This window comes from Mycobacterium sp. SMC-8 (assembly GCF_025263565.1).
Classification (GTDB): Bacteria; Actinomycetota; Actinomycetes; order Mycobacteriales; family Mycobacteriaceae; genus Mycobacterium.
Window position 1 is genome coordinate 1,722,399 of the sequence record NZ_CP079865.1, and the last position, 25,462, is coordinate 1,747,860.

The window sequence follows — 25,462 nt, forward strand, 5'->3', positions numbered from 1 at the left end:
TCCGCCGTGGCCCTGAAATCGCCGGTCTCGCGACGTCAGACGGTCACCGCCCTGCTGCTGCTCACCTTCACCACCGGTCTGATCGACGCGGTCAGCGTGCTCGTGCTCGGGCACGTGTTCGTCGCGAACATGACCGGCAACGTGATCTTCCTCGGGTTTTGGTTTGTTCCGCATTCCGGCGTCGACCTGACCGCGGCGATCGTCGCGTTCGTCGGGTTCGTGCTGGGCACCATCATCGGGGGACGGCTGTCGCGGCATCTGGACGCCGACGTGCGGATGTGGCTGACCACCGCGCTCGGCCTCGAGGTGGTGCTGCTCGCGCTGCTGGCGATCCTGGCCGGCGCCGGGGTGCTGGACTACCGGGACGACACCAAACTCATCCTGATCGCCGGGCTCGCAGTGACCTTCGGATGCCAGAACGCGACCGCGCGCCAGTTCGGCATCCAGGAACTGTCGACGACGGTGCTGACGTCGACCATCGTCGGACTCGGCTTCGACAGCCGGCTGGCCGGCGGCACCGGCGAGGGGGAGAAGCTGCGCTACGGCGTGGTCGCGACGATGTGCGCCGGGGCGGTGGTCGGCGCAACGCTGACCCGGTTCACCGTCGCCCCGATCATCGGGCTGGCCGCTGCGATCGTCGCCGTCAGCGCCGCGATCTTCTGGTTCGGCCGCGGCGGTGAAGCGTGAACCGGCGGTTCGTCAAACGGAATCCAGCTGCGCCGCAGGGCTTTTTCGCGTGCGAGGCCGCGGGGCTGGGGTGGCTCGCCGACGCCGACGGCGGAGTGCCGTGTGCCCGTGTGCTCGCCGTCGCAGAGGATTCCCTGACCCTGGAACGGGTGACCACGACGGCGCCCAGCCGGGCCGCGGCCCGCGAGTTCGGCAGCCGGCTGGCGCGCACCCACGAGGCCGGAGCCGACGCGTTCGGCGCCCCGCCGCCGGAATGGAGCGGACCGGGTTTCTTCGGCCCGCTGCAGCACCCGCTGCCGATGGAGTACGGGCGCGACGGCGCCTGGGGTGTGTTCTACGCCGAGCGCCGGCTGGCGCCGATGGCCGCGCGCGCCGAGCTGGACCCGAACACCGCGGCAGCCGTCGGTGACGTCGTACAGCGTTGCCGCGCAGGTGAATTCGACGACGGAGAGCCGCCAGCGCGGCTGCACGGGGATCTCTGGAGCGGCAACGTGCTGTGGAGCGCCGACGGGGTGGTGCTGATCGATCCGGCCGCGCACGGTGGACATCGCGAGACCGATCTGGCGATGCTGGCGCTGTTCGGATGCCCGTACTTCGACGACGTGCTCGACGCGTACCAGCAGCACCGGCCCCTGCGGGCCGGCTGGCGCGACCGGGTCGGGCTGCATCAGCTCTACCCGCTGCTGGCCCATGTGGTGCTGTTCGGATCCGGCTATCTGGCCCAGACCCGGACCGCTGCGCGCAGCATCAGTTGAACGCCAGCCAGGCCGGCTGAGCCCGCTCGCGCGAATCGCACAGCACCGCCATGGTGTCGCACGAACCACGGGGTGCGCCGGCACCGGCCCACATGCCACCGGTGTCGCGGCGCAGCACGATCGCCGACGATCCGCCTCCGTCGAGCAGCACCGCGGTGTCGCTGCCCAACCCGCGGAACAGGTCCTGGATCTGGTCGGGGGTGTAGCTTCCGCCCTGGAACACGTACATCTCGTCGCGGTCCTTGACGTAGGCGATCGCGGTGCGGGCCGCGCTCGGCCCCGGGTCGTTGAGCTGACCGGTCTCGCCGGGGGCCAGCAGCCCGATGCCGGCCACGGCGACGAACCGGGTGCCCTGGTCGATCAGCCTGCTCACCACCGGTGTCGCGGCGTCGAAGTCATCGTCGTGGCGGGGCGGGACGACGAACGGCGCGCCCTTGACCGGCAGGATCATCGTCGACAGCGCCATCCAGTGCTCGTTACCGCCGGAGAGGCCCTGCTTGCCCCCGTAGGCCAGCGTGCCGGTCACCGCGGCGTTGGTCCGGCCCAGGCCTCGCGTGTTGTCGACGTAGGCGCCCAGTGGCGAACTGCAGCCGGTGCTCTTCCAGGAGCCGCCCTGCTGACCGCGCACGTCGAAGAAGTTCGCGTTGATCGCGATGGTCGGCTGGCCGAGGGCGTGCCACGCCTCGATCGGGGTGTAGATTTCCGAGGCCTGCCACAGCCCCTCGCCGGTCCGTGCCCGCGGATCACGTTCGCAGCGGGCCTGATAACCGGTGTGCGAGTCGGCGAGCAGGCGCGGCGCCAGCCGCTGTGAAGCGCCCTTGATGACCATCAGCCGGCCGCCGTTGTTCAGCTCGTACCAGTTCCCCGCCGCGTTGAGCATCGGCGCCGGGAACCCGCCGCCGAAGTTGTACACCAGATACGAACCGCGGGTGTTGGCGATCGCGCCGGCCAGCAGTTCCCGCGCGTCGGCCGCCCTCGCAAGGGGCGCCGTCGTCGTGGCCGCCACCACCACGCACATCACCACCGAGCACATCAGCACCGCGAGCGCATACCGCGCCGCGGCGAGAAGGCGCCGCATGTTTGCGGTGGGCATCGGCACCGGCGACTCCTTTCGGCACAGCGGACACGGCTCACTGAGAGTAATCCCACCAGAAACAGTGTCAACTTTCGTCACGACTGCATCACAGGAAGGTTCCGAGCTGGTCGCCGCGGTCTTTGCTGAGGGCCTCGCCGTGGTTATGTTGGCGGATGACGCACCGGACGACCGGGTACCCGGATGACATGTCTACCGTGACTCGTACCTTCACCGTCAGTCCGCCACCGCAGGTCGTCGTCGACTACCTCAAGGACTTCGAACACGCCGAACAGTGGGATCCCGGTACCCGCCGCTGCGAGCGCATCGACACCGGACCCGTCGTCGAGGGCGCATTCTGGCACAACGTGTCGAAAATCCTGGGGGTCACCGCCGAACTGACCTACAAGCTCGAAGAACTCACGCCCAGCAGGGTGGTATTCGTCGGAGAGAACCAGTCGTCGCGGACCATCGACACGATCACCGTCGACGCGCGAGGTTCGGGGTCGGTGGTCACCTTCGAGGGCGATCTCGAAATGCACGGCTCGGCAAGGATTCTCACGCCGCTGGTGAAACTTGCGCTCGAGAAGCGGGTCGGCGGCACCGAGAAGCGGATGGCCTCGGTGCTCAACCGGCTTGCGACGACGCCGGGATAGCGCGGCCCCCGGTTCAGGACGGAGCCAGCCGGTAGATCGCGTCGGCGGCGTCGTCGGTGATGTAGACGGCGCCATCGGGACCGGCGACCGCGGCCACCGGCCGGCCCCAGCGGGTCCCGTCGTCGTCCTGGAATCCGCCGACGAGTGTCTGCTGATCGCCGAGATCGCCGCCCTGCCAGGGGTAGAACGACACCTCGGGAGCACGGGGCGGCTGCCGGTTCCACGAACCGTGCACCCCGATCAGCGCGCCGCGACTGTACGGCGCGGGCAGCTCGCCGTCGACGAAGCTCAGGCCCAGCGGCGCCGAATGTGCGCCCATGCTCTGCTCCACGGGCGGCAGCAACGCGCAATCCATCTGTGCGCCATCGGGATTGGTCTGCACATCCCGGATGAAGGTCAGATCGGCAGGCCCGCCGTCGGGATTGCAGTACGGCCAGCCCAATTCGCGTCCGGGCGTCAAGTTGGCGATCTGCTCGGGCGGATGGTCGCCGACGTACTCCGGAATCACCTGTCCGTAGGACGGTCCCGGCTCGGGGTAGGCGACGTTGTCGCGGCCGTTGTTGGCCGTCCACACCGCGCCGTCGGGCGCCACCGCCAGCCCGGTGCCGTTGCGCACCCCGGTGGCGAACGGCTCGGCGGGACCGCCGCCGGGTGGTACCCGCATGATCGTGGCTCTCGGCGGGTCCGCGGTGCGGTCCTGCGCCGAGATGTTGCCCGTCGAGCCGATCGAGAAGTAGACGGCGCCGTCGGGGCCGACGGCCACGCTCTTGAGCACATGAGAGTACGCGCCCCGCAGGTCCGGGCTTCGATCGTCGGGCAGCCCGGCCGCCACCGTGCGCGGATCGTTGGCCGTGCCGTCGGCGTACCGGTACGCGACCACCTGATCGCTCTCGGCCACATACAGCGTCGACTTGTCGAACGCCAGGCCGTGCGGTTCGTCGAGCCCGTCGAGCAGCACCGACTCCTCGGCTGCCTCACCGTCGCGCGACGCGAACCGCAGCACCCGGCCCGCGCTGGGCACCGAGACCAGCAGCTCGCCGTCCGGGGTCCACGCCGCTAACCGCGGCCGCGAGGTCCGCGCCCACACCGACAGCGTCCAGCCCTGCGGCACCAGCGCCTGGCGGGGCCGGTCGAACGGTGCATCGGCCAGCCGCCGATCGACCTCGACGTTCACCGGGCTCAGCCTCGACTCGGGGGTGCCGCCCGTCGTCGTCACCGCCGACGGTGTCGGCGACCGAGCGGAGGTGGCCGACGGACCCGGCTCGGACGTGCATCCGGTGAGCAGGGCGGTGCCTGCCAGCAGGATGCCGATTCGTTTATGCCGCACCGAGTCCCGCATGCATCTCCCAGACCAGGATCTCCGCGGGCCCGGTCGCGGTAATCCGTTGACCGCCGGATGCGGTGAACCGCACCGCGTCGCCTTCTGTCAGTGGTCCGACCCCTTCCAGCGTGACCGCCCCCCGGGGCACGAACAGGTGCAGGTACGGCGCCTCGGGCAACAGGACGCTCTGACCCGCCTCCAGTCGCGCGCCGTGCAACGCCGCGTACCGGTTACGGATCGTGATGGCGGCGGCATCGCGGTGTGCGGGCATCCCTGACGCGATCGTCACCAAGTTGCCGCGCAACAGCTCGTCGTCGATCTCGAGCTGCTGGTAGCCGGGGTCGATTCCGGATTCGTCCGGTACCACCCACATCTGCACGAAATGCACCGGTTCGCTGTGGGTCTGCGCTCCGGTCAGGGTCCAGGAATCGTTCTTCTCGGAGTGCAGGATTCCGCGTCCCGCCGACATCCGCTGTGCCAGACCGGGATAGATGACCCCGGAGTGTCCGGTGGAGTCCTGGTGCACCAGCGAACCGCGCAGAACCCAGGTCACGATCTCCATGTCGCGGTGCGGATGGGTGTCAAAGCCGGTGCCGGGCTTGACGATGTCGTCGTTGTTGACCAGCAGCAGACCGTGGTGGGTGTTGCCGGGTTCGTAGTGGCTGCCGAAGGAGAACGAGTGTTTGGAGTCCAGCCACTCGATCGTGGTTTTCGCGCGGTCGTCGGCACGCCGGACGTCCACGATGCTCGGGCTGCTGCTCATGTCTGGATCACTCCTCGGAGAGTTCTTGTCAGCCTAGGTGGCTGTCCTGCGACCGACAACATTGATGATGTGTCATGTATTCCGGGGCTAGGGTGGGTCCATGGAGTGGCTCAGCGACGAGCAGCAGCTGATCTGGCGGGATTACCTGGCGACGGCCAGCCGGCTGCATACGGCGATGCACCGCCAGCTGCAGCAGGACTGCGAGCTGTCGCTGGCGGACTACGACGTGCTGGTAGCCCTGTCCGAGCGCGGGCCGATGCGCATCCACGAACTCGGCAGACTCATCGGCTGGGAGCAGAGCCGGCTGTCCCACCAGCTGCGCCGCATGCGGGGGCGCGGGCTGGTGGAGCGGGAGGGCGACGGCGACGACCGCCGCGGAGCGACAGTCACCCTGACCGACGCGGGGCTTTCTGCGTTGCAGACCGCCGCGCCCGGACACGTCGACCTGGTCCGCTCGGTGGTGTTCGACGGGCTCACCGAGACCCAGCAGCGAGAGTTCGGCGCGGCGCTGCAGACCATCCTCGGCCGGCTACGGGCCGCCCCGTCCGCCGGTTAGCCGTCCGGCCCGCCGGTCAGTGGGGCGGGGTGTCAAAGTGTGGCCGGCAGCCCGCACTTCGCGAACAGCTCGGTGTCCATGAAGGCCACCACGTGCGCGATGCCGGACTCGCACATGTCGAGCACATGCAGTTGAAAGGCCTCATGCACACTGGTTTCCGGGTTGCGCATGTAGAGCGCGGCCACCGGCTGACCGTTGGCGGTGGTCTGCAGGAACCGCATGTCGCCGGCCTTCTCGGCCGGGCAGTGCACCTTCGCCAGCGTGATGATGTCGGCCGGGCCCTGATACCAGCCGTCGAACGGGGGCATCTCCCACACCGCGTCGGCGGTGAGCAGTCCGACGAGCCGGTCCATGTCGTAGCTTTCGAACGCGGCGATGTACTGGGTCAGCGTCTCGGCGGCCTCCGGGGATTGCAGCGGCACCGGCCGATCGTCACGGGCGGGCTGTATCTCGTCGAGCTGCGCGCGAGCCCGCTGCAGCAGGCTGTTGACCGCCGCGGTGGACGTGCCGACCGCCTCGCCGACCTCGGCGGCCTTCCACTGCAGCACCTCACGCAGCACCAGCACCGCACGCTGGCGCGGGGGCAGATGCTGCAGCGCCGCGACGAACGCCAGCCGCACCGCCTCTCGGGACTCGGCGATCACCGACGGGTCGGACGGGTCTTCGCGCGAAGCGTCGGGCAGCGGTTCCAGCCAGCTGATCTCGTGGCGCTCGGTGAGCTCACCCGTCGGATCCGAGGCCGGCTGGCCCAGCCCGCTGGGCAGCGGCCTGCGTTTGTTGCCGTCGAGCGCCGTCAGGCAGGTGTTGGTGGCGATCCGGTACAGCCAGGTCCGCACCGACGATTTGCCCTGGAAACCCTTGTACGACTTCCACGCCCGCAGATAGGTTTCCTGGACCAGATCCTCGGCGTCGTGCAGTGAACCGGTCATCCGGTAGCAGTGCGCCAGAAGTTCCCGCCGGTACCGCTGCGCATCGGCGAGAAAGGCGTCCGAGGCACCCTTGTCGGCGAAGTCGTCGAGGTTGCCGTCGAGAGCCGTGGCCGTCACGTTCAGCAGCTTACGCAGCGTCACCGACAAGTCCAGGTCCTGTTGGGCGCCTCGTGGAACGCTAGTCTCGCTGCCATGGTTGTGACCCACACCGAGCGCAGTTTCGACGGCGTCGGCGGCGTTCGGATCGTGTACGACGTGTGGACCCCGCAGGAGCCGCCGCGCGGCGTGGTCGTGCTGGCCCACGGGTACGCCGAACACGCCCGCCGATACGACCACGTCGTCGCCCGGTTCGGCGAGGCGGGACTGGTCACCTACGCGCTGGACCACCGCGGCCACGGCCGCTCCGGCGGCAAGCGGGTCTACCTGCGCGACATCACCGAGTACACCGGGGACTTCCACACCCTGGTCCGGATCGCCGCCGATGAGCAGCCGAGCCTGAAACGGGTGGTGCTCGGGCACAGCATGGGCGGCGGCATCGTGTTCACCTACGGCGTCGAGCATCCCGACGACTACCACGCGATGGTGCTGTCCGGACCGGCCGTCGACGCGCACGCCTCGGTGTCGCCGGTGATGGTGCTGCTGGCCAAGGTGCTGGGCCGCATCGCACCCGGCCTGCCCGTCGACAACCTGCCGGCCGACGCGGTGTCGCGTGACCCGCAGGTCGTCGCCGCCTACGAGAACGACCCGCTGGTCCACCACGGCAAGCTGCCCGCCGGCGTGGGCCGTGCGCTGATCGGTGTCGGTGAGACCATGCCGGCGCGGGCCGGCGCGATCACCGCCCCGCTGCTGGTCGTGCACGGCGACAAGGACCGGCTGATCCCGGTGCAGGGCAGCCGCAAACTCATCGACTGCATCGGGTCGGCCGACGTGCACCTCAAGGAGTATCCGGGCCTCTACCACGAGGTGTTCAACGAGCCCGAGAAAGACGTGGTGCTCGACGACGTCACCGCCTGGATCGAGTCGAAGCTGTGAGAATCCTTGCTGCGGTGGCGCTTTCGGTTCTGCTTCTGGTTTCGGGCTGCTCGTCGGACTCCTCGACGGACCCGGCGGTGTGGACGGACGAGGAGGTGACGTTCGACGCTGACGGGTTGACGCTGCACGGCACCTACCGGCACCGCACCGGAGGGGACCCCGTGCCCGCGGCGCTGCTGATCTCCGAGAGCGGCGGCACCGACCGCAACGGCGACAACCAGGTGGCGGGTCCGATCGGCAACATGCGCCAGTTGGCCGAGCTGCTGTCCGAGCGCGGCGTGGCCAGCCTGCGGTACGACAAGGTGGGTACCGGGCGCACCGGGCTGGGTCCGTACAAGGACCGGCCGGCCGACGTCGTCAGCGCCGTGTACACCGCGGGCGCCGAGGCGGCTTTCGCGTTCTTGGCCGGGCAGCCGGCCACCGATCCAACACGGGCGTCGGTGTACGCGCTGGGGGAGGGCACGATCCACGCGCTGGCGCTGGCCGGGGACACCGATCCCGGCACGCCGAAGGTCCATTCGCTGGGGCTGTTCCAGCCGCTTCCCGGGCGCTATCTCGACATCATCACCGACCGCGTGAAGGCCGACGGCTCCCCGGAGACGCTGGCGGCCTGGCAGGCCGCGGTCGAGGAGATCCGCGCCAAGGGCACCGTCCCGGCGGATCTGCCCGACGGGCTCACCGCGATCGTGAACCCGGGCAACGTCGCCGCGGTGGCCGAGGCGGACAAGATCGACCCGGTGAAGCTCGCCGCCGCGGTGCCTGCCGGCACCCCCGTGCTGCTCACCTGCTCGGACTCGGACAACCAGTCGCGCTGCGACACCATCGGTCCGTTGGTAGCGGCGCTGCAGCACACCGACCTGACGCTGGTCGAACTCAAGGGTGTCAACCATGTGCTGCGCGAGGACCCGACCGACAACATCGCCAACTACGCCAACCAGGAACCGCTGTCCGGGCAGCTGGTGGCCGCGCTGGACGCTTTCGCCGGCAAGTGAGCCCGCTGCCTGTGGAGAAACGCCGGTCTGGGGATAAGGGATACTGCAGGGCAGTGAAACGTCGTACCGAATCCCTACCGTCGCCGGCATGAGCACAGACGAGAAGATGCTGGCCCGCATCGCGGCACTACTGCGCCAGGCCGAGGGCACCGACAACCCGCACGAGGCCGACGCGTTCATGGCCGCCGCGCAGCGGCTGGCCACCGCCACCTCGATCGACCTCGCGGTCGCGCGCAGCCACACCGACCGGCGCAGCCGAACCCAGACCCCGGTGCAGCGCACCATCACCATCGGTGAGCCCGGCGCTCGCGGGCTGCGCACCTACGTGCAGCTGTTCGTGGTCATCGCCGCCGCCAACGACGTCAAATGTGACGTCGCGTCGAACTCGACGTTCGTGTACGCCTACGGGTTCGCCGAGGACATCGATACCACCCACGCCCTCTACACCAGCCTGGTCATGCAGATGGTGCGCGCGTCCAAGGACTACATCGCCTCCGGCGCGCACAGGCCGACCCCCACCATCACGGCGCGGCTGAACTTCCAGCTGGCGTTCGGCGCCCGGGTGGGGCAGCGGCTAGCCGAGGCGCGCGAGGAAGCGCAGCGCGCCGCCACCAGCGGGCCGGACAGTGTCCCGGGCACCGCGATCGCGCTGCGCAACAAGGACCTTGAGCTCAAGGACTACTACCGCCAGACGTCGAGGGCGCGCGGCACCTGGCGCGCCACCAGCGCCACTGCGGGCTACTCGTCGGCGGCGCGGCGCGCCGGTGACCGCGCCGGTCGCCGGGCCCGGCTGGGCGGTGAGACCGAGCTGGCGGGAGCGCGGTCAGCGCTGGAGAGATGACGCGGGACGCGCAGCGCGCAAAGGTGTACGCCGCCGAGGAATTCGTGCGCACCATGTTCGACCGCGCCGCGCAGCGGGGAAATCCGGTGCTCGACTTCTTCGGCGCGCAGCTGACCCTGCCGCCGGAGGCCCGGTTCGCTTCGGCCGAGGCGGTGCAAACCTACGTCGACGGTGTGCTGGCCCATCCTGCGGTCCGGGACCGGTGGCCGGCGGTCACGCCGCTGGCGGTGCGGCCGAGGCGGGGCGTCACGGCCGCGCACTACGAGCGCGCGGGGGACGCCGCGACGATCGCGGTGCCCGAGGGCCGCAGCACCTGGGCGCTGCGGGAGCTGGTGGTGCTGCACGAGATCGCCCACCACCTGTGCGACACCGTCCCGCCGCACGGGCCTGCGTTCGTCGCGACGTTCTGCGAGCTGGCCGCCGCGGTGATGGGCCCGGAGGCCGCGTACGTGTTGCGCGTCGTGTACGCCAAGGAAGGCGTGAAGTAGCGTCGATCCCGTGACCACGCCCGACTGGGGATCTCTGGACGACCTGTTCACCCGCGTGCTGCACAGCGAGGACGACGGGATGCGCGCCGCCAGAAAGGCCGGCGACGCCGCCGGCATGCCCGCGATCGAGGTCTCCGCACAGCACGCGAAACTGCTGGCGTTGCTGGTGAAGATCGCCGGGGCGCGCCGGGTGCTCGAGATCGGCACCCTGGCCGGCTACAGCACGATCTCGCTGGCCCGCGCGGTCGGCCCCGACGGCACCGTCGTCACCCTCGAATACGAACCCGCGCACGCCGAGATCGCCCGGCGCAACCTCGAGCGCGCCGGGGTGAGCGATCGGGTCGAGATCGTCGTCGGCGCCGCGCTGGACTCCCTGCCGAGGCTGCAGCAGCGCGGCGACACCTACGACCTCGTGTTCATCGACGCCGACAAGGAGAACAACGTCTCCTACGTCGAGTGGGCCGTTGCGCTCGGCCGGCCGGGCACCGTGGTCGTCGTCGACAACATCGCCCGCAACGGCCGCGTGCTCGACCCGGCACCCGACGACGGGCAGGCCAACGCGATTCGCGCGATGTTCGACATGATGGGCGCCCACCCCCGGCTGGACACCGCGGCGATACAGACCGTGGGCGCCAAAGGCTGGGACGGTTTCGCCCTCGCGGTCGTGGACTAGGGGGTCCTCCGATGGGGCGGGCCTATCTGGGGTACCGGGCAGACGACGGCGCCACCGACTACGGCGCGTTCTTCGATCCGCAGATGGCGCCGTTGCCCGTCCACGTCGTCGATGCATTGCACCACGGGCCACAGGCCGCTCCACTGCTGCTCGGATTCAACAGCGCAGCAACACTTCTCGACGACGGATACCACCCGACCGAAACGGGGTACGGCCGGCTGGCCAACGGAGCGTCTGAGGTGTCGGTGCTCACCGACATGCCCGGGGTGGCCCCCGGGATGTGGGCCTGGTGGTTCGGCTGGCATGGCAGCGACAGCCGCCGCTACAAGTTGTGGCATCCCCGCGCACACGTGGCGGCGCGGTGGGCCGACGGCGGCGGCGACGGCCACTACGCCGGCCGCACCTGCCTGGTCGAGGAGTACCTCGGATCCGCCTACACCAGGGCCGCGATCCGATTCGTCGCGCCGCGCACGCTCGGGATCGACGAATCCCGGCTCGGTGATTCGGTCGCGGTGTGCGCGCGCCTGGGCTCGTCCGAGACGCCGGTCGACATCGGCTGGTTGATCCACCATGTCCGCGCGACACCCACCGGCGCCGAAATGCGGTCCCGGTTTTGGCTCGGCGGCCCGTATACCGGGGTGCGCCATGGAAACCTGTTGGCCAACACCGTGGTTCGGCCCGTCGCGGAACGCCGGCTGCCCGACCCGCGGGATCTGTTGGTGCACTGCGCGCAGGAGATGAATCACCTGGCCGCGTTCCTGCCCGCCCTGCACGCCAGGTTGGGTTAGCGACGCGTTCGGGTATGCCCCGCGCATGTGGACGGTGAGCAGGGACATCGAGGCGTCGGCGGATGCCGCGTGGCACGTACTGACCGATCTGGACGCGTGGCCGCGGTGGGGGCCGACGGTGGCCGGCGCCGGACTCGACGGTTCGGCCTTCGAACTGGGTGCGACGGGCCGGGTGTGGACCCCGGTCGGCGTGCCGCTGCCGTTCGTGATCTCCGAACTGGACCAGGGCCGCACCTGGGGCTGGCGGGTGGCTGGGGTGCCCGCGACCCGGCATGGGGTGGAGCCCCGCGGCGACGGCAGCCGGGTGTGGATGAGCTCGCCGCTGTGGGCGCCCGCGTACCTGCCGGTGCTCGCGATCGCGCTGCGCCGCATCGAGAATCTGGCGGTGCGGTTTCGAACGAGCTGACCGCGGCAACTATGGGGCATGGCCGTCACCGAATCCCGTGAAACCGTGATCGACGCATCGCCGCAGGACATCATGGAGGTCCTGTTCGATTTGGAGTCCCTGACCGAGTGGTCGTCGGCGCACCAGGAGGTCGAGGTGCTCGACCGTGACGACCAGGGCCGGCCCACCCGGTCCCGGCAGGTCGTCAAGATCGTCGGGGTCAGCGATGAGCAGGTGCTCGACTACACCGTCCACGACGACGGGGTCAGTTGGACCCTGGTCAGCTCGAAACAGCAACGCGCACAAGACGCCCGCTACACACTGACCGCGGAGGGCGACAAGACCCGGGTGCGGTTCGAGCTGACCGTGGACCCGACGGTGCCGCTGCCCGGATTCCTGATCAAGAAGGGCGCCAAGGGCTTGATGGACACCGCCACCGAGGGTCTGCGCAAGCGGGTGCAGAAGGTCAAGAGCTCGTGACGCGCTGAACCTCAACGCCGGCGTCGTCGCCGCGGCGGGCCTCATCGCACTGTCGGGTCTGTGGCCGCCCCCGGATCAGCGAACAGGGACCGCCGGGAAGATCGACACTGTGACCCCGCCAGATGCTGCCGCGCCGAGCAGTGCCGAACTCGAGGCGATCCAGAAGCGCACCCTGCGCGTCCTGGTCGCCGCTCAGATCTTCAGCGGCGCGGGTCTGGCCGCCGGCGTCACCGTCGGCGCGTTGCTGGCCCAGGACATGCTCGGCTCCACCGGGCTGGCGGGCCTGCCCAGCGCGTTGTTCACCATCGGTTCGGCCGCCGCGGCGGCCGTGGTAGGGCAACTGTCTCAGCGCCTCGGCCGCCGCACCGGACTGGCGGCGGGGTACCTCACCGGAGCCCTGGGCAGCGTCGGCATCGTGGCGGCCGCGGTCATCGACAACGTGCCGTTGCTGTTGGTCACCCTGTTCGTCTACGGGGCGGGCACCGCGACCAACCTCCAGGCCCGCTACGCCGGCGCCGACCTGGCCCGCATCGACCACCGCGCCCGCGCGATCAGCACCGTGCTCGTGGCCACGACCCTCGGAGCGGTCATCGGCCCGAACCTCGTCGGCGTTCTCGGCGACCTCGCCGAGATGCTGGCGGTGCCCCGGCTCGCGGGTCCGTTCCTGCTGGCCGCGGTGGCCTACGGAACGGCCGGCATCGTGATCTGGAGCCTGCTACGGCCTGACCCCCTGCAGCTGGCCGCGCGGGTTCGCGAAGCCGAACCGACTGCTGTGCAACGTGATTCGGATGTGACGGCCGCCTCGTCTTGCCGGCGCGCAGTGCTCGCCGGTGCGGCGGTCATGATGATCACCCAGCTGGTGATGGTCGCCGTCATGACCATGACTCCGGTCTACATGCAGCATCACCAGCACGACCTCGCCGCGGCCGGCCTGGTCATCTCGATTCACGTCGCCGCCATGTATCTGCCCGCGCCGGTCTCGGGCTACCTGGTCGACCGCTTCGGCCCCACCGCGACCGCAGGCCTGGCCGCGCTGACGCTGATCGCCGCCGGTGTCCTCGCCGCGCTCGCCCCACCGCATTCGGTGGCCGCGCTGGCCGTCGCGCTGGCCCTGCTCGGCCTGGGCTGGAGCCTCGGGCTGGTCGCAGGCACCACCACCATCACCAACGCCACCCCCGTCGCCACCCGCGCGAAAACGCAAGGCACCGTGGACCTGTTCATCGCCCTCGCAGGCGCTGCCGGCGGATTGTTCTCGGGTCTGGTGGTCGCACAGACCAGCTACCCCACGCTGGCTGTCATCGGGGCCGTCGCCGCGGTGGCGCTGGGCCCGGTGCTGCTGCTGGGCCGCAGGCCGATCACCGGGCCTGGTTGAGGCTGACAGTCCTGGCGGGTGACGGCCTCAGTTGAGGTTGAAAGTCGTGGTCTCGGTGACGGAGCGCCGCTCCGTCGGCGGTAGCGGGTCGCCGGCCGCACGCACCCCCAGCCGGATCAGGACCTGCGGACAGGCCTCGCCGTCGAACACCTCGCATGCCAGCGCCAGACGGTTGCGGGTGTCGCGCAGCGGATCGGTGAGCGGGCAGGTGGCCAGCCCGAGGGCGGTCGCCGACAGCGTCAGGTCACTGAGTGCCTCGCCGGCGCGGAGCCGGTCGCTGTCGGTGTCGGTGTCGGTCGCCAGCACGAGCATCACCGCGTCATCGCCGGGGTGGCCGGGCGGGTCGTCGCCGTAGTGCAGTGTGAACTCGTCGTCACCGGCCCTGCCCCACCGGATGGTCGGCACGACGGCCAGCGCAACGCCGAAGCGTTCCGCGCGGAGCATGAGCAGCTCCACGGTGCCGGCGGGAAGGGGACCCCGGTACGGCCGCCGGTCGGAGCGCCGGCGGGCGATGGTGTCGGCCAGCTCTCGGGTGCCGGCGCCTGCGGGCCGCTGGTCGAGTTCGACCGCCGCGAGCATCCCGTCGGCGGGCATGCGCAGGATCCGGCTCGACCACCCGATGGCGGCGAACGCGATCGCGCAGTGATGCAGCACGGCGCCGCAGCTGATGACCACGTCGCGCCGGTCGGAGTCGGTGTCGCCCAGTCGGCGGCTCCAGTCGGCGGAGAGCTGGACGCCGCGGTGGTCGACGTGCCACCGCCACGGCTGCGTGTTGCCTACCGACGGGGCGTACGCGGCGAGGTCGAGCACGCTTTCCAGCGTCGCGGTGTCCGGGAACGCCGTCGCCATCGCTCGCACCTCCGCCCGATGTCCGGTCCTGCGGCCTACGGCGACATTCTAGGAGCCGCGGCTGCGCATCGGCGGCGGGCAGCACTGCTGTTCCCCTGGCAGGCGGCTCACAGCCAGATCGGGGCCACTTCCACCGGATTGATCCGCACCCCGTGGCGGCCGATGTCGTAGTAGATCAGGGCACGGAGTTCCTCGGTGGTGATCGTCCATCCGTTCGCGCTATAGGTCTGCCCGGTGCCCAGCACCACATCGCCGGATTCGGGCCCGGGGATGGCGCCCTGGATGAAGTAGAGTTCGCCGCCGCCCTGCACCACCGAGAGGTTCTGCTTGGCCGGCGCCACCATGAACGGCTTGCCGTCGGTCCTGCCGCAGACCGCCGCAGGAAACCCGCGGCCCTCGAAATCGGCACTGAGCAGGCACCGGATCTGCCCGTCCTGGAACCGGACGGTCCGGTCGCCGTCGGCGGCGGCCGCCGACGGGACCCACGGCCCCACGCTCGAACCGACCAGTAGTGCCGCCAGCGCGGCAATCGCTCGAATCATGCCGTCTCCGCCCGGAGGAAAAGCGTCTTCTGGGCAGAGATGCTTGCACGTTCAGTGCGCGCGCACAGTCGAATCGGTGCTTAGGTGCACACCGCCCCGACTGCCGCCGATCCGACGAGCTTGGTGTACTTGGCGAGCACGCCGGTGGTGTAGCGCGGCGGCAGGGGTTCGAAACCTGCCTTGCGCGACTCGAACTCCGCCTCGTCGACCAGGATGTCGAGGGTGCCGTTGGCGACGTCGAGACGGATCCGATCGCCGTCGCGCACGAACGCGATCGGGCCGCCGTCGACCGCCTCGGGCGCGATGTGGCCGACACACAGGCCGGTGGTGCCGCCGGAGAACCGACCGTCGGTCATCAGCAGCACGTCCTTGCCGAGACCGGCGCCCTTGATCGCACCCGTGATCGCCAGCATCTCGCGCATGCCGGGTCCGCCCTTGGGGCCCTCGTAGCGGATCACGACGACGTCGCCGTGGGTGATCGTGCCGTCCTCGAGCGCGTCCAGAGCGGCCCGTTCACGCTCGAAAACCCTTGCCGTGCCTTCGAACACGTCGGAGTCGAAGCCGGCGGACTTGACCACCGCGCCTTCGGGCGCCAGCGAACCGTGCAGGATCGTGATGCCACCGGTCGGATGGATCGGGTTGTTCATCGCCCGCAGCACCTTGCCGTCCGGGTCCGGCGGCGCGATGTGGGCCAGGTTCTCGGCCATGGTCTGCCCGGTCACGGTCAGGCAGTCCCCGTGCAGCAGACCGGCATCCAGCAGGGCTTTCATCACCACCGGCACACCGCCGATCTCGTCGACGTGCTTCATCACGTGACGGCCGAACGGTTTCACGTCGGCCAGGTGCGGCACCTTCTGCCCGATGCGGGTGAAATCCTCCAGCGCCAGCTTGACGTTGGCCTCGTAGGCGATCGCGAGCAGGTGCAGCACCGCGTTGGTGGAACCGCCGAACGCCATCACCACCGCGATCGCGTTCTCGAAGGCCTCCTTGGTCAGGATGTCGCGGGCGGTGATGCCGCGGCGCAGCATCCCGACGACGGCCTCGCCGGAGCGGCGTGCGAACTCGTCGCGCCGCTTGTCGATCGCCACCGGGGATGCGCTGCCCGGCAACGACATTCCGAGCGCCTCGGCGGCCGAGGCCATGGTGTTGGCGGTGTACATGCCGCCGCACGCGCCCTCACCGGGACAGATCGCGCGCTCGATGATGTCGACGTCCTCGCGGGACATCAGCCCGCGCGCGCAGGCCCCGACCGCCTCGAAGGCGTCGATGATCGTGACTTCCTTCTCGGTGCCGTCGGTGAGCTTGGCGGTGCCCGGCATGATCGAGCCGTTGTAGAAGAACACCGACGCGAGGTCCAGGCGCGCGGCGGCCATCAGCATGCCGGGGATCGACTTGTCGCAGCCGGCCAGCAACACCGTGCCGTCGAGGCGCTCGGCCTGCACGACGGTCTCCACGCTGTCGGCGATCACCTCACGGGAGACCAGCGAGAAGTGCATGCCCTCGTGGCCCATCGAGATGCCGTCGGACACCGAGATCGTGCCGAACTCCAGCGGGAACCCGCCGGCCTCGTGCACGCCGCCCTTGACTGCCTGCGCCAGTCGCTGCAGCGACATGTTGCACGGGGTGATCTCGTTCCACGACGACCCGACCCCGATCTGCGGTTTGACCCAGTCGTCGTCGCCCATCCCGACCGCGCGGAGCATGCCGCGGGCGGCCGCCTTCTCCAGGCCGTCGGTGACGTCGCGGCTGCGGGGCTTGATGTCGATACCGGGATCGGTGGGCTCTGAGGGCATGCGGAGATTATGCGCCCGGCGTTTGTCCCCTCCAAACCACCGCCGATACCCCCGTGGGGTACTAGTACGCTGGGGCGCATGACGACGTTGATCGCGCGACTGACCGCCGTGCTGGCCGCGGTGCTGCTGCTTGCCAGCTGCAGTGGCGCAGGCGAGGCGCCGGCGGACGGCTCCGACGCATCGGACGGATCCGAGGCGCCGCTGATCACCGGGGAGCCGTCGGGCTACAACGAGGCCGACATCGCGTTCGCGAACGCCATGGTGCCGCACCACGCCCAGGCCATCGACTTGTCCAGGACGGCGGTGGAGAAGTCCGGCAACCCGGACCTGGTGGCGCTGGCCGAGCAGATCATCGCGGTTGCCCAGCCGGAGATGAACATCCTCAACGTGTTCCTGGTGCAGTGGAACGAGAACCCCGACATCCGCACCGGGCCGGAGGGGTCCGAAGCGCCCGACGCCGGGCAGGCCACCCCGGGGACGATCGACGAGGCGACCGTCGCGCGTCTCGGCTCGCTGAGCGGCCCCGAGTTCGACAGACTGTGGCTGCAGTCGATGATCAGCCAGCACCGCGGCGCGATCGAGATCGCGGACGCCGAGATCGCCGACGGCGCCAATGTCGACGCCATCAGCATCGCCGAGACGATCGCCGCCGGGCAGCGGGGGCAGATCGAGAAGATGACGCAGATTCTGGAGGGCATGCCGTGACGGAAACCAACATCGCGGCCGAGGGCGAGGCGACCGCACCGGATGACGGCGCCCACGGCTATTCGGCGCAGAAGGAGAACTACGCCAAGCGGCTGCGCCGCATCGAGGGCCAGGTGCGCGGCATCGCCAAGATGATCGACGAGGACAAGTACTGCATCGACGTCCTCACCCAGATCAGCGCGGTCAACAGCGCGCTGCAGTCGGTGGCGCTCGGGCTGCTCGACGAACACCTAGGCCATTGCGTCAGCCACGCCGTCGCCGCGGGTGGCGCGGAAGCCGACGCCAAGCTCGCCGAGGCGTCTGCGGCGATCGCCCGACTGGTCCGGTCCTGACCCCCCGCCGAAACCGCATTCCACGCGGCCCGCGGGCGCGATCGGGCGCGTGGAATGCAATTTCGGCACCAGGTGTGACGGGGTGGCGGGGACGGCGGGCGTCAGTCCAGCGCGTTCTCGATGCGCTGCACCTTGGCCGTGAGCTGGCCGGTGTAGCCGGGCCGGATGTCGGCCTTGAGCACCAGGCTGACCCGCGGGGAGACCGCGGCCACCGCATCGACGGCCTGCTTGACGACGGCCATCACCTCGTCCCACTCGCCCTCGATGTTGGTGAACATGGCATTGGTTTCGTTGGGCAGACCTGATGCCCGGACGACGCGGACGGCTTCGGCGACCGCGTCACCGACGCTGCCTGTGCCGTCTGCGCCGATGGGACTGATGCTGAACGCGACGATCATGTGCTCCAGTGTCCGCCTGGGTGCTCGGGGTCCCAGCAGTCACAGGTATCCGCGCTTAGCAGCGGGTCTCTCGTACTTCTGCTGAGAAAAGCGGATAGGTGTGACGGAAGGGGCGTCTGTGGGCCGAGATGCGATTGCCGAGTTCGGGATGAGAGCGCGGGTTCGGCGCCGGCCACAGCTGCCGGCCGTCTTGCTTTCACGTCGTAACGCGCGGAGGTGCCGAGGCGATCATCAGGGCAGGTCATGACCCTCCGTGCCGAGGGTGCCGGGGTCCGGCGAACACGTTCGCCAGCGGGATCGATCTTGGTGCTGTGCCACACTGGGGTCAGTCGCTGGACTGGAGGTAATTGCATGCGGCAGCGAAACAGGAGCCGGGTCTTCGCCCTGTTCATGGCAGCAGGCGTGATCGCAGGGCTGACACTCGGCGCTCCGTCGGCGTTGGCACAACCCGCGCCCGCACCTGCGCCGGCCCCGCCGCCTCCACCACCGGCGAACCCGTTCGTCTTCGAGAATCCGCTGGCCCCGCCCGCTCCGGCCGGTGCTCCCGCGGCAGGCCAGGCGACGACAGGCCAGACGACGACAGGCCCGACGACGAGGAACCCGCTCGCCGTGATCCCCGGCGACCCGCTGCCCATCCCGGAGGGCACCCCGGCCGGGCAGAACCCCAACCCGTTCGTCGGCCAGCCCCCGTTCATCCCGCCGTCCTTCAACCCGACCAACGGTTCCATCGTCGGCGCGGCGAAGCCGATCTACATCAACTTCGCGCGCCCGATCGCCAACCGGCAGATGGCGCAGGACGCGGTCCACATCTCGTCCAACCCGCCGGTTCCCGGCAGGTTCTACTGGGTCAGCGACACTCAGCTGCGCTGGCGCCCGCAGGACTTCTGGCCGGCCGGCACCGTCGTCACCATCGACGCCGCCGGCACCAAGTCGTCGTTCAGCGTCCCCGAGCAACTCGTCGCGACCATTGACAACGACACCAAGCAGATGGAGGTCCATCGCAACGGTGTCCTGGAGAAGACGTTCCCCGTCTCGATGGGCAAGCCCGGTTATGACACCAAGAACGGCACCTACTACGTGCTGGAGAAGTTCGCCGACATCGTGATGGACTCCTCGACCTACGGAGTGCCCGTCGATGATCCGTCCGGCGAGGGCTACAAGCTCAAGGTCCAGGACGCGGTGCGCATCGACAACAGCGGGATCTTCGTGCACAGCGCGCCGTGGTCCGTCGGCGACCAGGGTGAGAGCAACGTCAGCCACGGCTGCATCAACCTCAGCCCGGCCAACGCCCAGTGGTTCTTCGACAACTTCGGCAGTGGCGACGCCGTGGTCATCAAGAACACCGACGGCGCCATGTACACCCAGCCCGACGGTGCGTCGGACTGGCAGATGTTCTGATCGGATAGCCCCGCGCCGCGGACGCATCGTGCCACGATGAACTCAGGCCGGCGGCGGCCCGGCCGTCGGTGCTGGAGCCAGGGGTGGCCATGCCCGAGAAGACCGAGCCGGCGGCGCACGACAAGGCGGCACGCACGATCACGGTGATCGTGCTGACCCTGCTGGCCATCACGGCGCTGCGTGGGTATCTGCCGGACGCCGGTGGTGACCCGCCTCCCGATCAACCCGCCGAGGCAGGTCCGGGGAGCCTGATCGCGGTCATCGCGATGCTGGTCGTGTCCGTCGCCGTGATCACGATCGCGGTTTTCGCGCAGGCGTCGCAGCGCGCCGCGGCCCCGCCGCCGGGGGAGCCGCCCCGGACGGCGCGGGAGCGGGGTGTCCCGATCCGCTGGCGGACGCTGCTGATCATCGGTGCGGCGCTTACGGCGTGGACGCTGCTGGTGCTGCTGTTGATGCGGTGGGTGCCGGCCGTGGTGCTCGACGAGCAGACGGTGCCCGACACACGGGCCGACGCCACCTCCAGTGCCGAGACGACCCCCGACGCCGAGCCGCCGGCCGGTCCCTACGACGGTGCGGTGTTCGCCGCGCTGCTGGGCACGACGGTCGCGCTGTTCGCGCTCGCGATCGTCGCGGCGCTCACCGGCCGCAGGCACGCCCCGGCACCCGCGGTGCCCACCGAGCCCGCGGCACCCGGACCGGCCGCCCCGGCACCCGACCTCGCCCGGGCGGCCGAACTCGGTCTGGCCGAGATGGGCGATCTCAGCAGGGACCCCCGGCAAGCGATCATCGCGTGCTACCTCGCGATGGAACGCGAACTGGAGAAATCACCCGGCACGACCCCGCGGGATTCCGACACCCCGACCGAGGTGCTGGCCCGCGCGATCCGCAGCCGCGCCGTGGACGCCGGCAGCGCCACCGAACTGGTCGAGCTGTTCGAGGAGGCGCGGTTCAGCCCGCACCTGATGAATGAGAGCCACCGCGTCGACGCGGTGCACGCGCTGCGGCAGGTGCAGCGCCAACTGCAGGCGGCGACATGACGAAAGTCGTTGTCGTCGGTGTGTTTCTGATCGTCGTCGTGCAGGTCTTCGCCGTGACGCAGCTGGAGCGGGAGCTCGTCCTGGTGGTCACCGGCGCGGCGCTGGCGTGCGTGCTGATCGGGGTCCGGTCGCACCTGGATGGCGGGCCCGACGACCGGGCCGAGACCACGGCCGACGAGGCGGCAGCGGCGATGCGTCGCTGGTTGTCCCGCACCGAAACGCTGATCTCGTGGTCGGAGTCCACCCGGGCCGACTGGGATCGACGGCTGCGGCCGATGCTCGCCCGGCAGTTCGAGCTCGCAGCCGGACACCGGAAAGCCAAAGACCCGAGGGCATTTCACGCCACCGGCCGCATGCTGTTCGGTGACGAGCTGTGGCCGTGGGTGGACCCGGAGAACATCTCCCGGACCGGTAACGCCGAGCCCGGCCCGGGCCGGCGCACGCTCGACGAGATCCTGCAGCGGCTGGAGCGGCTGTGAGCACCCCCGCGGTGACCACGGCGCGCTGTGAGGCCGTCCTCGACGAGATCGGCCGTGCCGTCGTGGGCAAGCGCCACGCGCTGAACCTGATCCTGATCACCGTGCTGGCCCGCGGGCACGTACTGGTGGAGGATCTGCCCGGGCTGGGAAAGACATTGATCGCCAAGTCCTTTGCCGCCGCACTCGGCCTCGAGTTCACCCGCGTGCAGTTCACGCCCGATCTGCTGCCCGCCGACCTGCTCGGCTCGACGATCTACGACATGCAAACGGGCCGTTTCGAATTCCGCCGCGGCCCGATCTTCACGAACCTGCTTCTCGGCGACGAGATCAACCGTACCCCGCCCAAGACCCAGGCCGCGCTGCTGGAGGCGATGGCCGAACAGCAGGTCAGCATCGACGGCGTGACACATCCGCTGCCGCAACCGTTCCTGGTGCTGGCCACCGACAACCCGATCGAATACGAGGGCACCTACCCGCTGCCGGAGGCGCAACTGGACCGGTTCGCGATCCGTCTCGAGTTGAAGTATCTGAGCGAGGCGGAGGAGACCACGATGCTGCGCCGCCGCCTCGACCGCGGATCGGCGGCCGCGACGGTGCAGCAGGTCGTCGACGCGCACGACCTGCTGGCGATGCAGGAGTCGGTGGAGCAGGTCAGCGTCCACGACGACGTGCTGCACTACATCGTGTCGCTGGCGACCGCCAGCCGCCAGCACCCTCAGGTCGCCGTCGGGGCCAGCCCACGCGCCGAACTGGACCTGGTGCAGCTCGCACGGGCGCGCGCACTGTTGCTCGGCCGTGACTTCGTCGTCCCGGAGGACGTCAAGGCGCTGGCCGTGCCGACGCTGGCGCACCGCATCAGCCTGCGGCCCGAGATGTGGGTGCGGCGGGTGCAGGGTGCCGACGTGGTCGAGGATCTGCTGCGCCGCACACCCGTGCCGCGTGCGCGGGACGCGACGTGACGACCGTCGAATTACACTGGCGCGCCTCGGCTCTGACCCGCTCGGTGGCGACCTGCGCGGCGGTGGCGATCGTCGCGGCGCTGCTGGCGGGACGATGGGAGCTCGCCGCCTTCGCCGCGCCGCTACTCGGCGTGCTGTGCTCGGTGGGTCGCCAGCGCGGCGTGCCGGCGGTGACGGTGTCCGCCGAGCCGGCTTTCCACAGGTGCTTCGAGGACGAGCCGGCCCGCGTTCAGGTGTCGGCCGGCTCCGACGACGGCGGCCCGGTAGCGCTGACGTGTTCCGTGCCGACCGGTATGACGATCGACGAGACCGACGGCGCGGACCTGACGGTGCGGGCGACGCGGTGGGGCCGGTACCCGATTCGCGCCACCGTGACCGTGAGCGGGCGCGGCGGCCTGATCGAGGGGGTCGGCGCGGCCGACGCCGCCGAGGTCTGCGTGTTCCCCATCGCGCCACCACAATCCACCCAGATTCCGCGGACCGACCTGCTCGACCGGCTCGGCACGCACCTGACCCGGCATGTCGGCCCCGGCGTCGAGTTCGCCGACATCCGCCCCTACGTCCCCTGCGACCAGTTGCGCACGGTCAACTGGCCGGTCAGCGCCCGCCGGGGCGCGCTGCACGTCACCGAGCGGCTGACCGACCGCGCCGCCGACGTGGTGGTGCTGGTCGACACGTATCCGCAGCCGCCCGGTCCGGCCACCACCGCCACCGAGCGGACCGCCCGGGGTGCCGCACAGGTGGTGCAGAGCGCGCTGCGGTACGGCGACAGGGCCGGTCTGGTCACCCTGGGCAGCCGCAGCACCCGGTGGCTCGGCGCCGACATCGGGCAGCGGCAGTTCTATCGGATCCTGGACACGGTGGTCGGCGCGACAGACACCTTCCAGACCGCCACCGGCACCCTCGCGCCGCGCCCGGCCGTCCCGACCGGCGCCATCGTCATCGCGTTCTCCACGCTGCTCGACACCGAATTCGCGTTGGCCCTCATCGATCTGCGTAAGCGCGGTCATCCCGTGGTCGCCGTCGACGTGCTCGAGGGCAGTCCGATCGAAGGCGACCACGACCCGCTGGTGCACCGCATGTGGAGCATGCAACGTTCGTTCATGTACCGCGACATGGCCACCGTCGGCGTCGACATCGTCGGCTGGCCGGATGCGGTGACGCTGGACCAGGCGATGGCGCTGGTGCCGGCACGACGGGCACGCCGATGATCGCGGGTGCGGCACATCGATTGACACTCATGGCTTTCGGCGTGCTCATGGTGGCTGCGGCCGGGTACCGGGCCGACAGTTACGCAGTGTTGGCGGTCGGGTTTTCGCTGACGGCGGTGCTGGTTTCGGCATGGGCGCGGCCCGCGGCCACGGTCGCGGTGCTGGGCGCGGTGCTGACCGTCGTGATGGCCGATCCGGCGCCGATGTTCACGGTGCTGGCCGGGCTGGCGGCCGCGGCGTACCTCGTCCTACGCCACACCGTGCCGACGGCGCCGACGATGTACTTCGCGGTCGGGTTCGCCGGCGCGGCCGCCGTCGCGGTCCTGCTGCCGGTGCAGGCGCCTTGGCTGCCGCTGGTGGCGCCGTTGACCTTGCTCGCCGGATATCTGTTGGCGCTCAAACCTTTTGTGAGGCAACGGCACTGACCATCGACCAGAGCCGCGGCGCGACCCTGGTCAGCGGCCAGGTGATCATCCCGGTGGCCACCTCGATCGCGCTGCGGGTGATCGAGGGTGGCACGTGGTCGGGGTCCATCAGCTCGTTCTCGGCGAGCGGGCCCGCATCCGCCGACACCATGAACTCGGTGAACTTGCGCAGCGAACGGCCCGAACCGCGCAACGCGTCGATTGCGGCGAGGAACGAACCGCGCCGCAACGCCTCCCGCCGGAACTCGGCCGGCTGCACGCCCAGATGCTCGGCCACCAGGGCGTCGCGAGTGTCCACGATGTGGCGCCGTACCTTGTCGCTGCCCGTCGGCGGGGCCTCCAGCGCGACGTCGCACTCGCTGTCGAAACCCAGCGAGCGGTTGTTGAGGTTCGACGAGCCGATACGCAGCAGCCGGTCGTCGACCACCATCACCTTCGAGTGCACGTACACCGACTGCCCGCCCTTGACGGCCGGCCAGTACACGCCGAGCCGGCCGTGTTCGTCGGCGTCCCACAGCATGCGCAGCAGCCGCTCCCGCGCACTGTCCATCGACTGCTTCTCAAGGCGGCTCTCCGAACTGCGGGGCAGCACGATCACCACCTCAGGGCCGTCGGGCTCGCGTAACCGCGCGGCCAGCGCCTCGGCCAGCCCGCGCGCCGCGAGGTATTGGTTCTCCAGATAGATCACGGTCTTCGCGGCGGCGATCCCGGCGAAGTCCAGCGCCTCCACCTCCCGCACCTCGGGGCGGCCGGGCAGGGTGGGAAGGGTGCGGGCCACGCCCACCTCCACGTCGCGCAGCGCGGGCCGCAGCCCGTGCGGCCACACCGGCTCCCGCGGCGAGACCGGCGGCAGCGCCCGTCCGGTCGCGGCGCGCCAGCGGTCACGGGCCTGCTCGGCGAGCACCCGGGCGGCCGGGCCGTCCACCGCGGCGGCGACCTCGTGGCGCGGTCCGTAGGGCTGTCCCGCCGTGCGTCTGCCCGGATCGTCGGGAAGATGCGCCCGGGTGTCCCAGCGGCCGACGGTCAGGTCGATGCCACCGCAGAACGCCACCGCGTCGTCGACCACCACGATCTTCTGGTGGTGCACCGCGCCGGTGGGACGCGCCCCGTCGACCGCGAGATGCAGGCGGCTGGAGGTGATCTGATTGAGCAGCGCCACCGGCGCCACCCCGAACCAGAACCCGTCGAACGCAGGCAGCAGCCGCAGGTTCGACTTCAGCAGATACACCTGCAGGTGACGGCGGCTGCACAGCAGCCAGTGCAGGAACAGACCCAGATGGTCCGGCCCGGACAGCGTGGGCCCGGTGGGCTCGAAGGCCGTCCGGGAATCGAGATCCCAGCCGATGAGCATGATGCGGCGCTCGGCGCGCAGCATCGCCGCCTTCACCGCGACCAGGTAGTCGGCTCCGTCGACGATCGGGGTGAAGCGGCCTGCCCGCGCCGTCTGCCAGCACGTCGTCCCCGGCACGAGAAGCCGGTCGTCGGGCCCCCCGTCAGGCGGGCTCTGCAACTGGTCTGACATCCGTCTCACCTTCGGCCGGCGA

The 25,462-nt window shown here is 70.2% G+C and carries 30 protein-coding genes; 21 read left to right on the forward strand and 9 right to left on the reverse strand.

The annotated features are described in order from the left end of the window. Positions 1-6 precede the first annotated feature (6 nt). A complete protein-coding gene (locus tag KXD97_RS08425; protein WP_260756279.1) occupies positions 7-687 on the forward strand; it encodes a YoaK family protein in 681 nt (226 codons plus the stop codon). After that, the gene (locus KXD97_RS08430; RefSeq protein WP_260756280.1) at positions 684-1,442 is read left to right on the forward strand and encodes a fructosamine kinase family protein; all 759 of its coding nucleotides are present in this window, start codon (positions 684-686) and stop codon (positions 1,440-1,442) included. The genes KXD97_RS08425 and KXD97_RS08430 overlap by 4 nt, the downstream gene beginning before the upstream one ends. Here KXD97_RS08430 and KXD97_RS08435 read toward each other — a convergent pair. After that, positions 1,435-2,541 carry a phosphodiester glycosidase family protein gene (locus KXD97_RS08435; RefSeq protein WP_396884837.1) on the reverse strand — a complete coding sequence of 369 codons (1,107 nt, stop codon included), beginning with the start codon at positions 2,539-2,541 and terminating at the stop codon, positions 1,435-1,437. The genes KXD97_RS08430 and KXD97_RS08435 overlap by 8 nt on opposite strands. A gap of 182 nt (positions 2,542-2,723) precedes the next feature. On the opposite strand from KXD97_RS08435, the gene KXD97_RS08440 reads away from it, so the two are divergent. Then, positions 2,724-3,170: an SRPBCC family protein gene (locus KXD97_RS08440; protein ID WP_260756282.1), complete on the forward strand. Its 447-nt coding sequence runs from the start codon at positions 2,724-2,726 to the stop codon at positions 3,168-3,170. 13 nt (positions 3,171-3,183) lie between these two features. On the opposite strand, the gene KXD97_RS08445 is transcribed toward KXD97_RS08440, so the two are convergent. Both KXD97_RS08445 and KXD97_RS08450 read right to left on the reverse strand, forming a co-directional pair. After that, positions 3,184-4,509 (reverse strand): sorbosone dehydrogenase family protein, encoded by a 1,326-nt coding sequence (locus KXD97_RS08445; RefSeq protein WP_260756283.1) that lies wholly within the window; start codon positions 4,507-4,509, stop codon positions 3,184-3,186. Then, positions 4,487-5,254, reverse strand: coding sequence for a pirin-like bicupin family protein (locus KXD97_RS08450; protein ID WP_260756284.1), 768 nt, complete (start codon positions 5,252-5,254; stop codon positions 4,487-4,489). Before KXD97_RS08450 ends, KXD97_RS08445 begins: the two co-directional genes overlap by 23 nt. Before the next feature lie 100 nt (positions 5,255-5,354). On the opposite strand from KXD97_RS08450, the gene KXD97_RS08455 reads away from it, so the two are divergent. After that, positions 5,355-5,810, forward strand: coding sequence for a MarR family winged helix-turn-helix transcriptional regulator (locus KXD97_RS08455; protein WP_260756285.1), 456 nt, complete (start codon positions 5,355-5,357; stop codon positions 5,808-5,810). Between the two features lie 32 nt (positions 5,811-5,842). Here KXD97_RS08455 and KXD97_RS08460 read toward each other — a convergent pair whose 3' ends face one another. Next, positions 5,843-6,886: a sigma-70 family RNA polymerase sigma factor gene (locus KXD97_RS08460; protein ID WP_260756286.1), complete on the reverse strand. Its 1,044-nt coding sequence runs from the start codon at positions 6,884-6,886 to the stop codon at positions 5,843-5,845. A 45-nt stretch (positions 6,887-6,931) separates the two neighbouring features. On the opposite strand from KXD97_RS08460, the gene KXD97_RS08465 reads away from it, so the two are divergent. From KXD97_RS08465 to KXD97_RS08505, 9 genes are all read left to right on the forward strand, one after another. Beyond that, a complete protein-coding gene (locus KXD97_RS08465; protein WP_260756287.1) occupies positions 6,932-7,771 on the forward strand; it encodes an alpha/beta hydrolase in 840 nt (279 codons plus the stop codon). After that, positions 7,768-8,763: a hypothetical protein gene (locus tag KXD97_RS08470; RefSeq protein WP_260756288.1), complete on the forward strand. Its 996-nt coding sequence runs from the start codon at positions 7,768-7,770 to the stop codon at positions 8,761-8,763. Before KXD97_RS08465 ends, KXD97_RS08470 begins: the two co-directional genes overlap by 4 nt. A gap of 88 nt (positions 8,764-8,851) precedes the next feature. After that, positions 8,852-9,604, forward strand: coding sequence for a DUF2786 domain-containing protein (locus KXD97_RS08475; RefSeq protein WP_260756289.1), 753 nt, complete (start codon positions 8,852-8,854; stop codon positions 9,602-9,604). Beyond that, the gene (locus tag KXD97_RS08480) at positions 9,601-10,092 is read left to right on the forward strand and encodes a TIGR04338 family metallohydrolase (RefSeq protein WP_260756290.1); all 492 of its coding nucleotides are present in this window, start codon (positions 9,601-9,603) and stop codon (positions 10,090-10,092) included. Before KXD97_RS08475 ends, KXD97_RS08480 begins: the two co-directional genes overlap by 4 nt. Positions 10,093-10,102: 10 nt before the next feature. Continuing rightward, a complete protein-coding gene (locus tag KXD97_RS08485) occupies positions 10,103-10,765 on the forward strand; it encodes an O-methyltransferase (RefSeq protein ID WP_260756291.1) in 663 nt (220 codons plus the stop codon). 11 nt (positions 10,766-10,776) lie between these two features. Beyond that, entirely contained in the window at positions 10,777-11,553 is a 777-nt protein-coding gene (locus KXD97_RS08490) for a DAPG hydrolase family protein (RefSeq protein ID WP_260756292.1), read from the forward strand. A 25-nt stretch (positions 11,554-11,578) separates the two neighbouring features. Next, positions 11,579-11,959, forward strand: coding sequence for an SRPBCC family protein (locus KXD97_RS08495; RefSeq protein WP_260756293.1), 381 nt, complete (start codon positions 11,579-11,581; stop codon positions 11,957-11,959). A gap of 18 nt (positions 11,960-11,977) precedes the next feature. Further along, a complete protein-coding gene (locus KXD97_RS08500) occupies positions 11,978-12,418 on the forward strand; it encodes an SRPBCC family protein (protein ID WP_260756294.1) in 441 nt (146 codons plus the stop codon). 109 nt (positions 12,419-12,527) lie between these two features. Further along, positions 12,528-13,790, forward strand: coding sequence for an MFS transporter (locus KXD97_RS08505; RefSeq protein ID WP_260756295.1), 1,263 nt, complete (start codon positions 12,528-12,530; stop codon positions 13,788-13,790). A gap of 27 nt (positions 13,791-13,817) precedes the next feature. Here the strand turns inward: KXD97_RS08505 and KXD97_RS08510 are convergent, their stop codons facing one another. From KXD97_RS08510 to ilvD, 3 genes are all read right to left on the reverse strand, one after another. Further along, positions 13,818-14,639: a nitroreductase family protein gene (locus tag KXD97_RS08510; protein ID WP_260756296.1), complete on the reverse strand. Its 822-nt coding sequence runs from the start codon at positions 14,637-14,639 to the stop codon at positions 13,818-13,820. 107 nt (positions 14,640-14,746) lie between these two features. After that, complete coding sequence (locus KXD97_RS08515; RefSeq protein WP_260756297.1) at positions 14,747-15,181, reverse strand: hypothetical protein; 435 nt, start codon at positions 15,179-15,181, stop codon at positions 14,747-14,749. Between the two features lie 80 nt (positions 15,182-15,261). Then, positions 15,262-16,974, reverse strand: coding sequence for a dihydroxy-acid dehydratase (gene ilvD, locus KXD97_RS08520; RefSeq protein ID WP_260756298.1), 1,713 nt, complete (start codon positions 16,972-16,974; stop codon positions 15,262-15,264). A gap of 78 nt (positions 16,975-17,052) precedes the next feature. Between ilvD and KXD97_RS08525 the strand changes: the two genes are divergently transcribed. Together KXD97_RS08525 and KXD97_RS08530 are read left to right on the forward strand one after the other, a co-directional pair. Beyond that, positions 17,053-17,679, forward strand: coding sequence for a DUF305 domain-containing protein (locus KXD97_RS08525; protein ID WP_260756299.1), 627 nt, complete (start codon positions 17,053-17,055; stop codon positions 17,677-17,679). A gap of 11 nt (positions 17,680-17,690) precedes the next feature. After that, positions 17,691-18,011, forward strand: coding sequence for a metal-sensitive transcriptional regulator (locus KXD97_RS08530; RefSeq protein ID WP_260757887.1), 321 nt, complete (start codon positions 17,691-17,693; stop codon positions 18,009-18,011). Between the two features lie 101 nt (positions 18,012-18,112). Here the strand turns inward: KXD97_RS08530 and KXD97_RS08535 are convergent, their stop codons facing one another. After that, the gene (locus KXD97_RS08535) at positions 18,113-18,409 is read right to left on the reverse strand and encodes an MTH1187 family thiamine-binding protein (protein ID WP_260756300.1); all 297 of its coding nucleotides are present in this window, start codon (positions 18,407-18,409) and stop codon (positions 18,113-18,115) included. A 351-nt stretch (positions 18,410-18,760) separates the two neighbouring features. On the opposite strand from KXD97_RS08535, the gene KXD97_RS08540 reads away from it, so the two are divergent. From KXD97_RS08540 to KXD97_RS08565, 6 genes are all read left to right on the forward strand, one after another. After that, positions 18,761-19,807: a L,D-transpeptidase gene (locus KXD97_RS08540; RefSeq protein WP_260756301.1), complete on the forward strand. Its 1,047-nt coding sequence runs from the start codon at positions 18,761-18,763 to the stop codon at positions 19,805-19,807. Positions 19,808-19,896: 89 nt separating this feature from the next. Further along, positions 19,897-20,844 (forward strand): DUF4129 domain-containing protein, encoded by a 948-nt coding sequence (locus KXD97_RS08545; protein WP_260756302.1) that lies wholly within the window; start codon positions 19,897-19,899, stop codon positions 20,842-20,844. Beyond that, a complete protein-coding gene (locus tag KXD97_RS08550; protein ID WP_260756303.1) occupies positions 20,841-21,323 on the forward strand; it encodes a hypothetical protein in 483 nt (160 codons plus the stop codon). Before KXD97_RS08545 ends, KXD97_RS08550 begins: the two co-directional genes overlap by 4 nt. Then, a complete protein-coding gene (locus KXD97_RS08555; protein WP_260756304.1) occupies positions 21,320-22,282 on the forward strand; it encodes a MoxR family ATPase in 963 nt (320 codons plus the stop codon). The genes KXD97_RS08550 and KXD97_RS08555 overlap by 4 nt, the downstream gene beginning before the upstream one ends. Next, on the forward strand, positions 22,279-23,493 hold the full coding sequence (locus KXD97_RS08560) for a DUF58 domain-containing protein (protein ID WP_260756305.1): 1,215 nt from the start codon (positions 22,279-22,281) through the stop codon (positions 23,491-23,493). Before KXD97_RS08555 ends, KXD97_RS08560 begins: the two co-directional genes overlap by 4 nt. A 29-nt stretch (positions 23,494-23,522) precedes the next feature. Continuing rightward, the gene (locus tag KXD97_RS08565; protein WP_260756306.1) at positions 23,523-23,918 is read left to right on the forward strand and encodes a hypothetical protein; all 396 of its coding nucleotides are present in this window, start codon (positions 23,523-23,525) and stop codon (positions 23,916-23,918) included. Here KXD97_RS08565 and KXD97_RS08570 read toward each other — a convergent pair. Further along, positions 23,890-25,440, reverse strand: coding sequence for a phospholipase D-like domain-containing protein (locus KXD97_RS08570; RefSeq protein ID WP_260756307.1), 1,551 nt, complete (start codon positions 25,438-25,440; stop codon positions 23,890-23,892). The genes KXD97_RS08565 and KXD97_RS08570 overlap by 29 nt on opposite strands. Positions 25,441-25,462 lie beyond the last annotated feature (22 nt).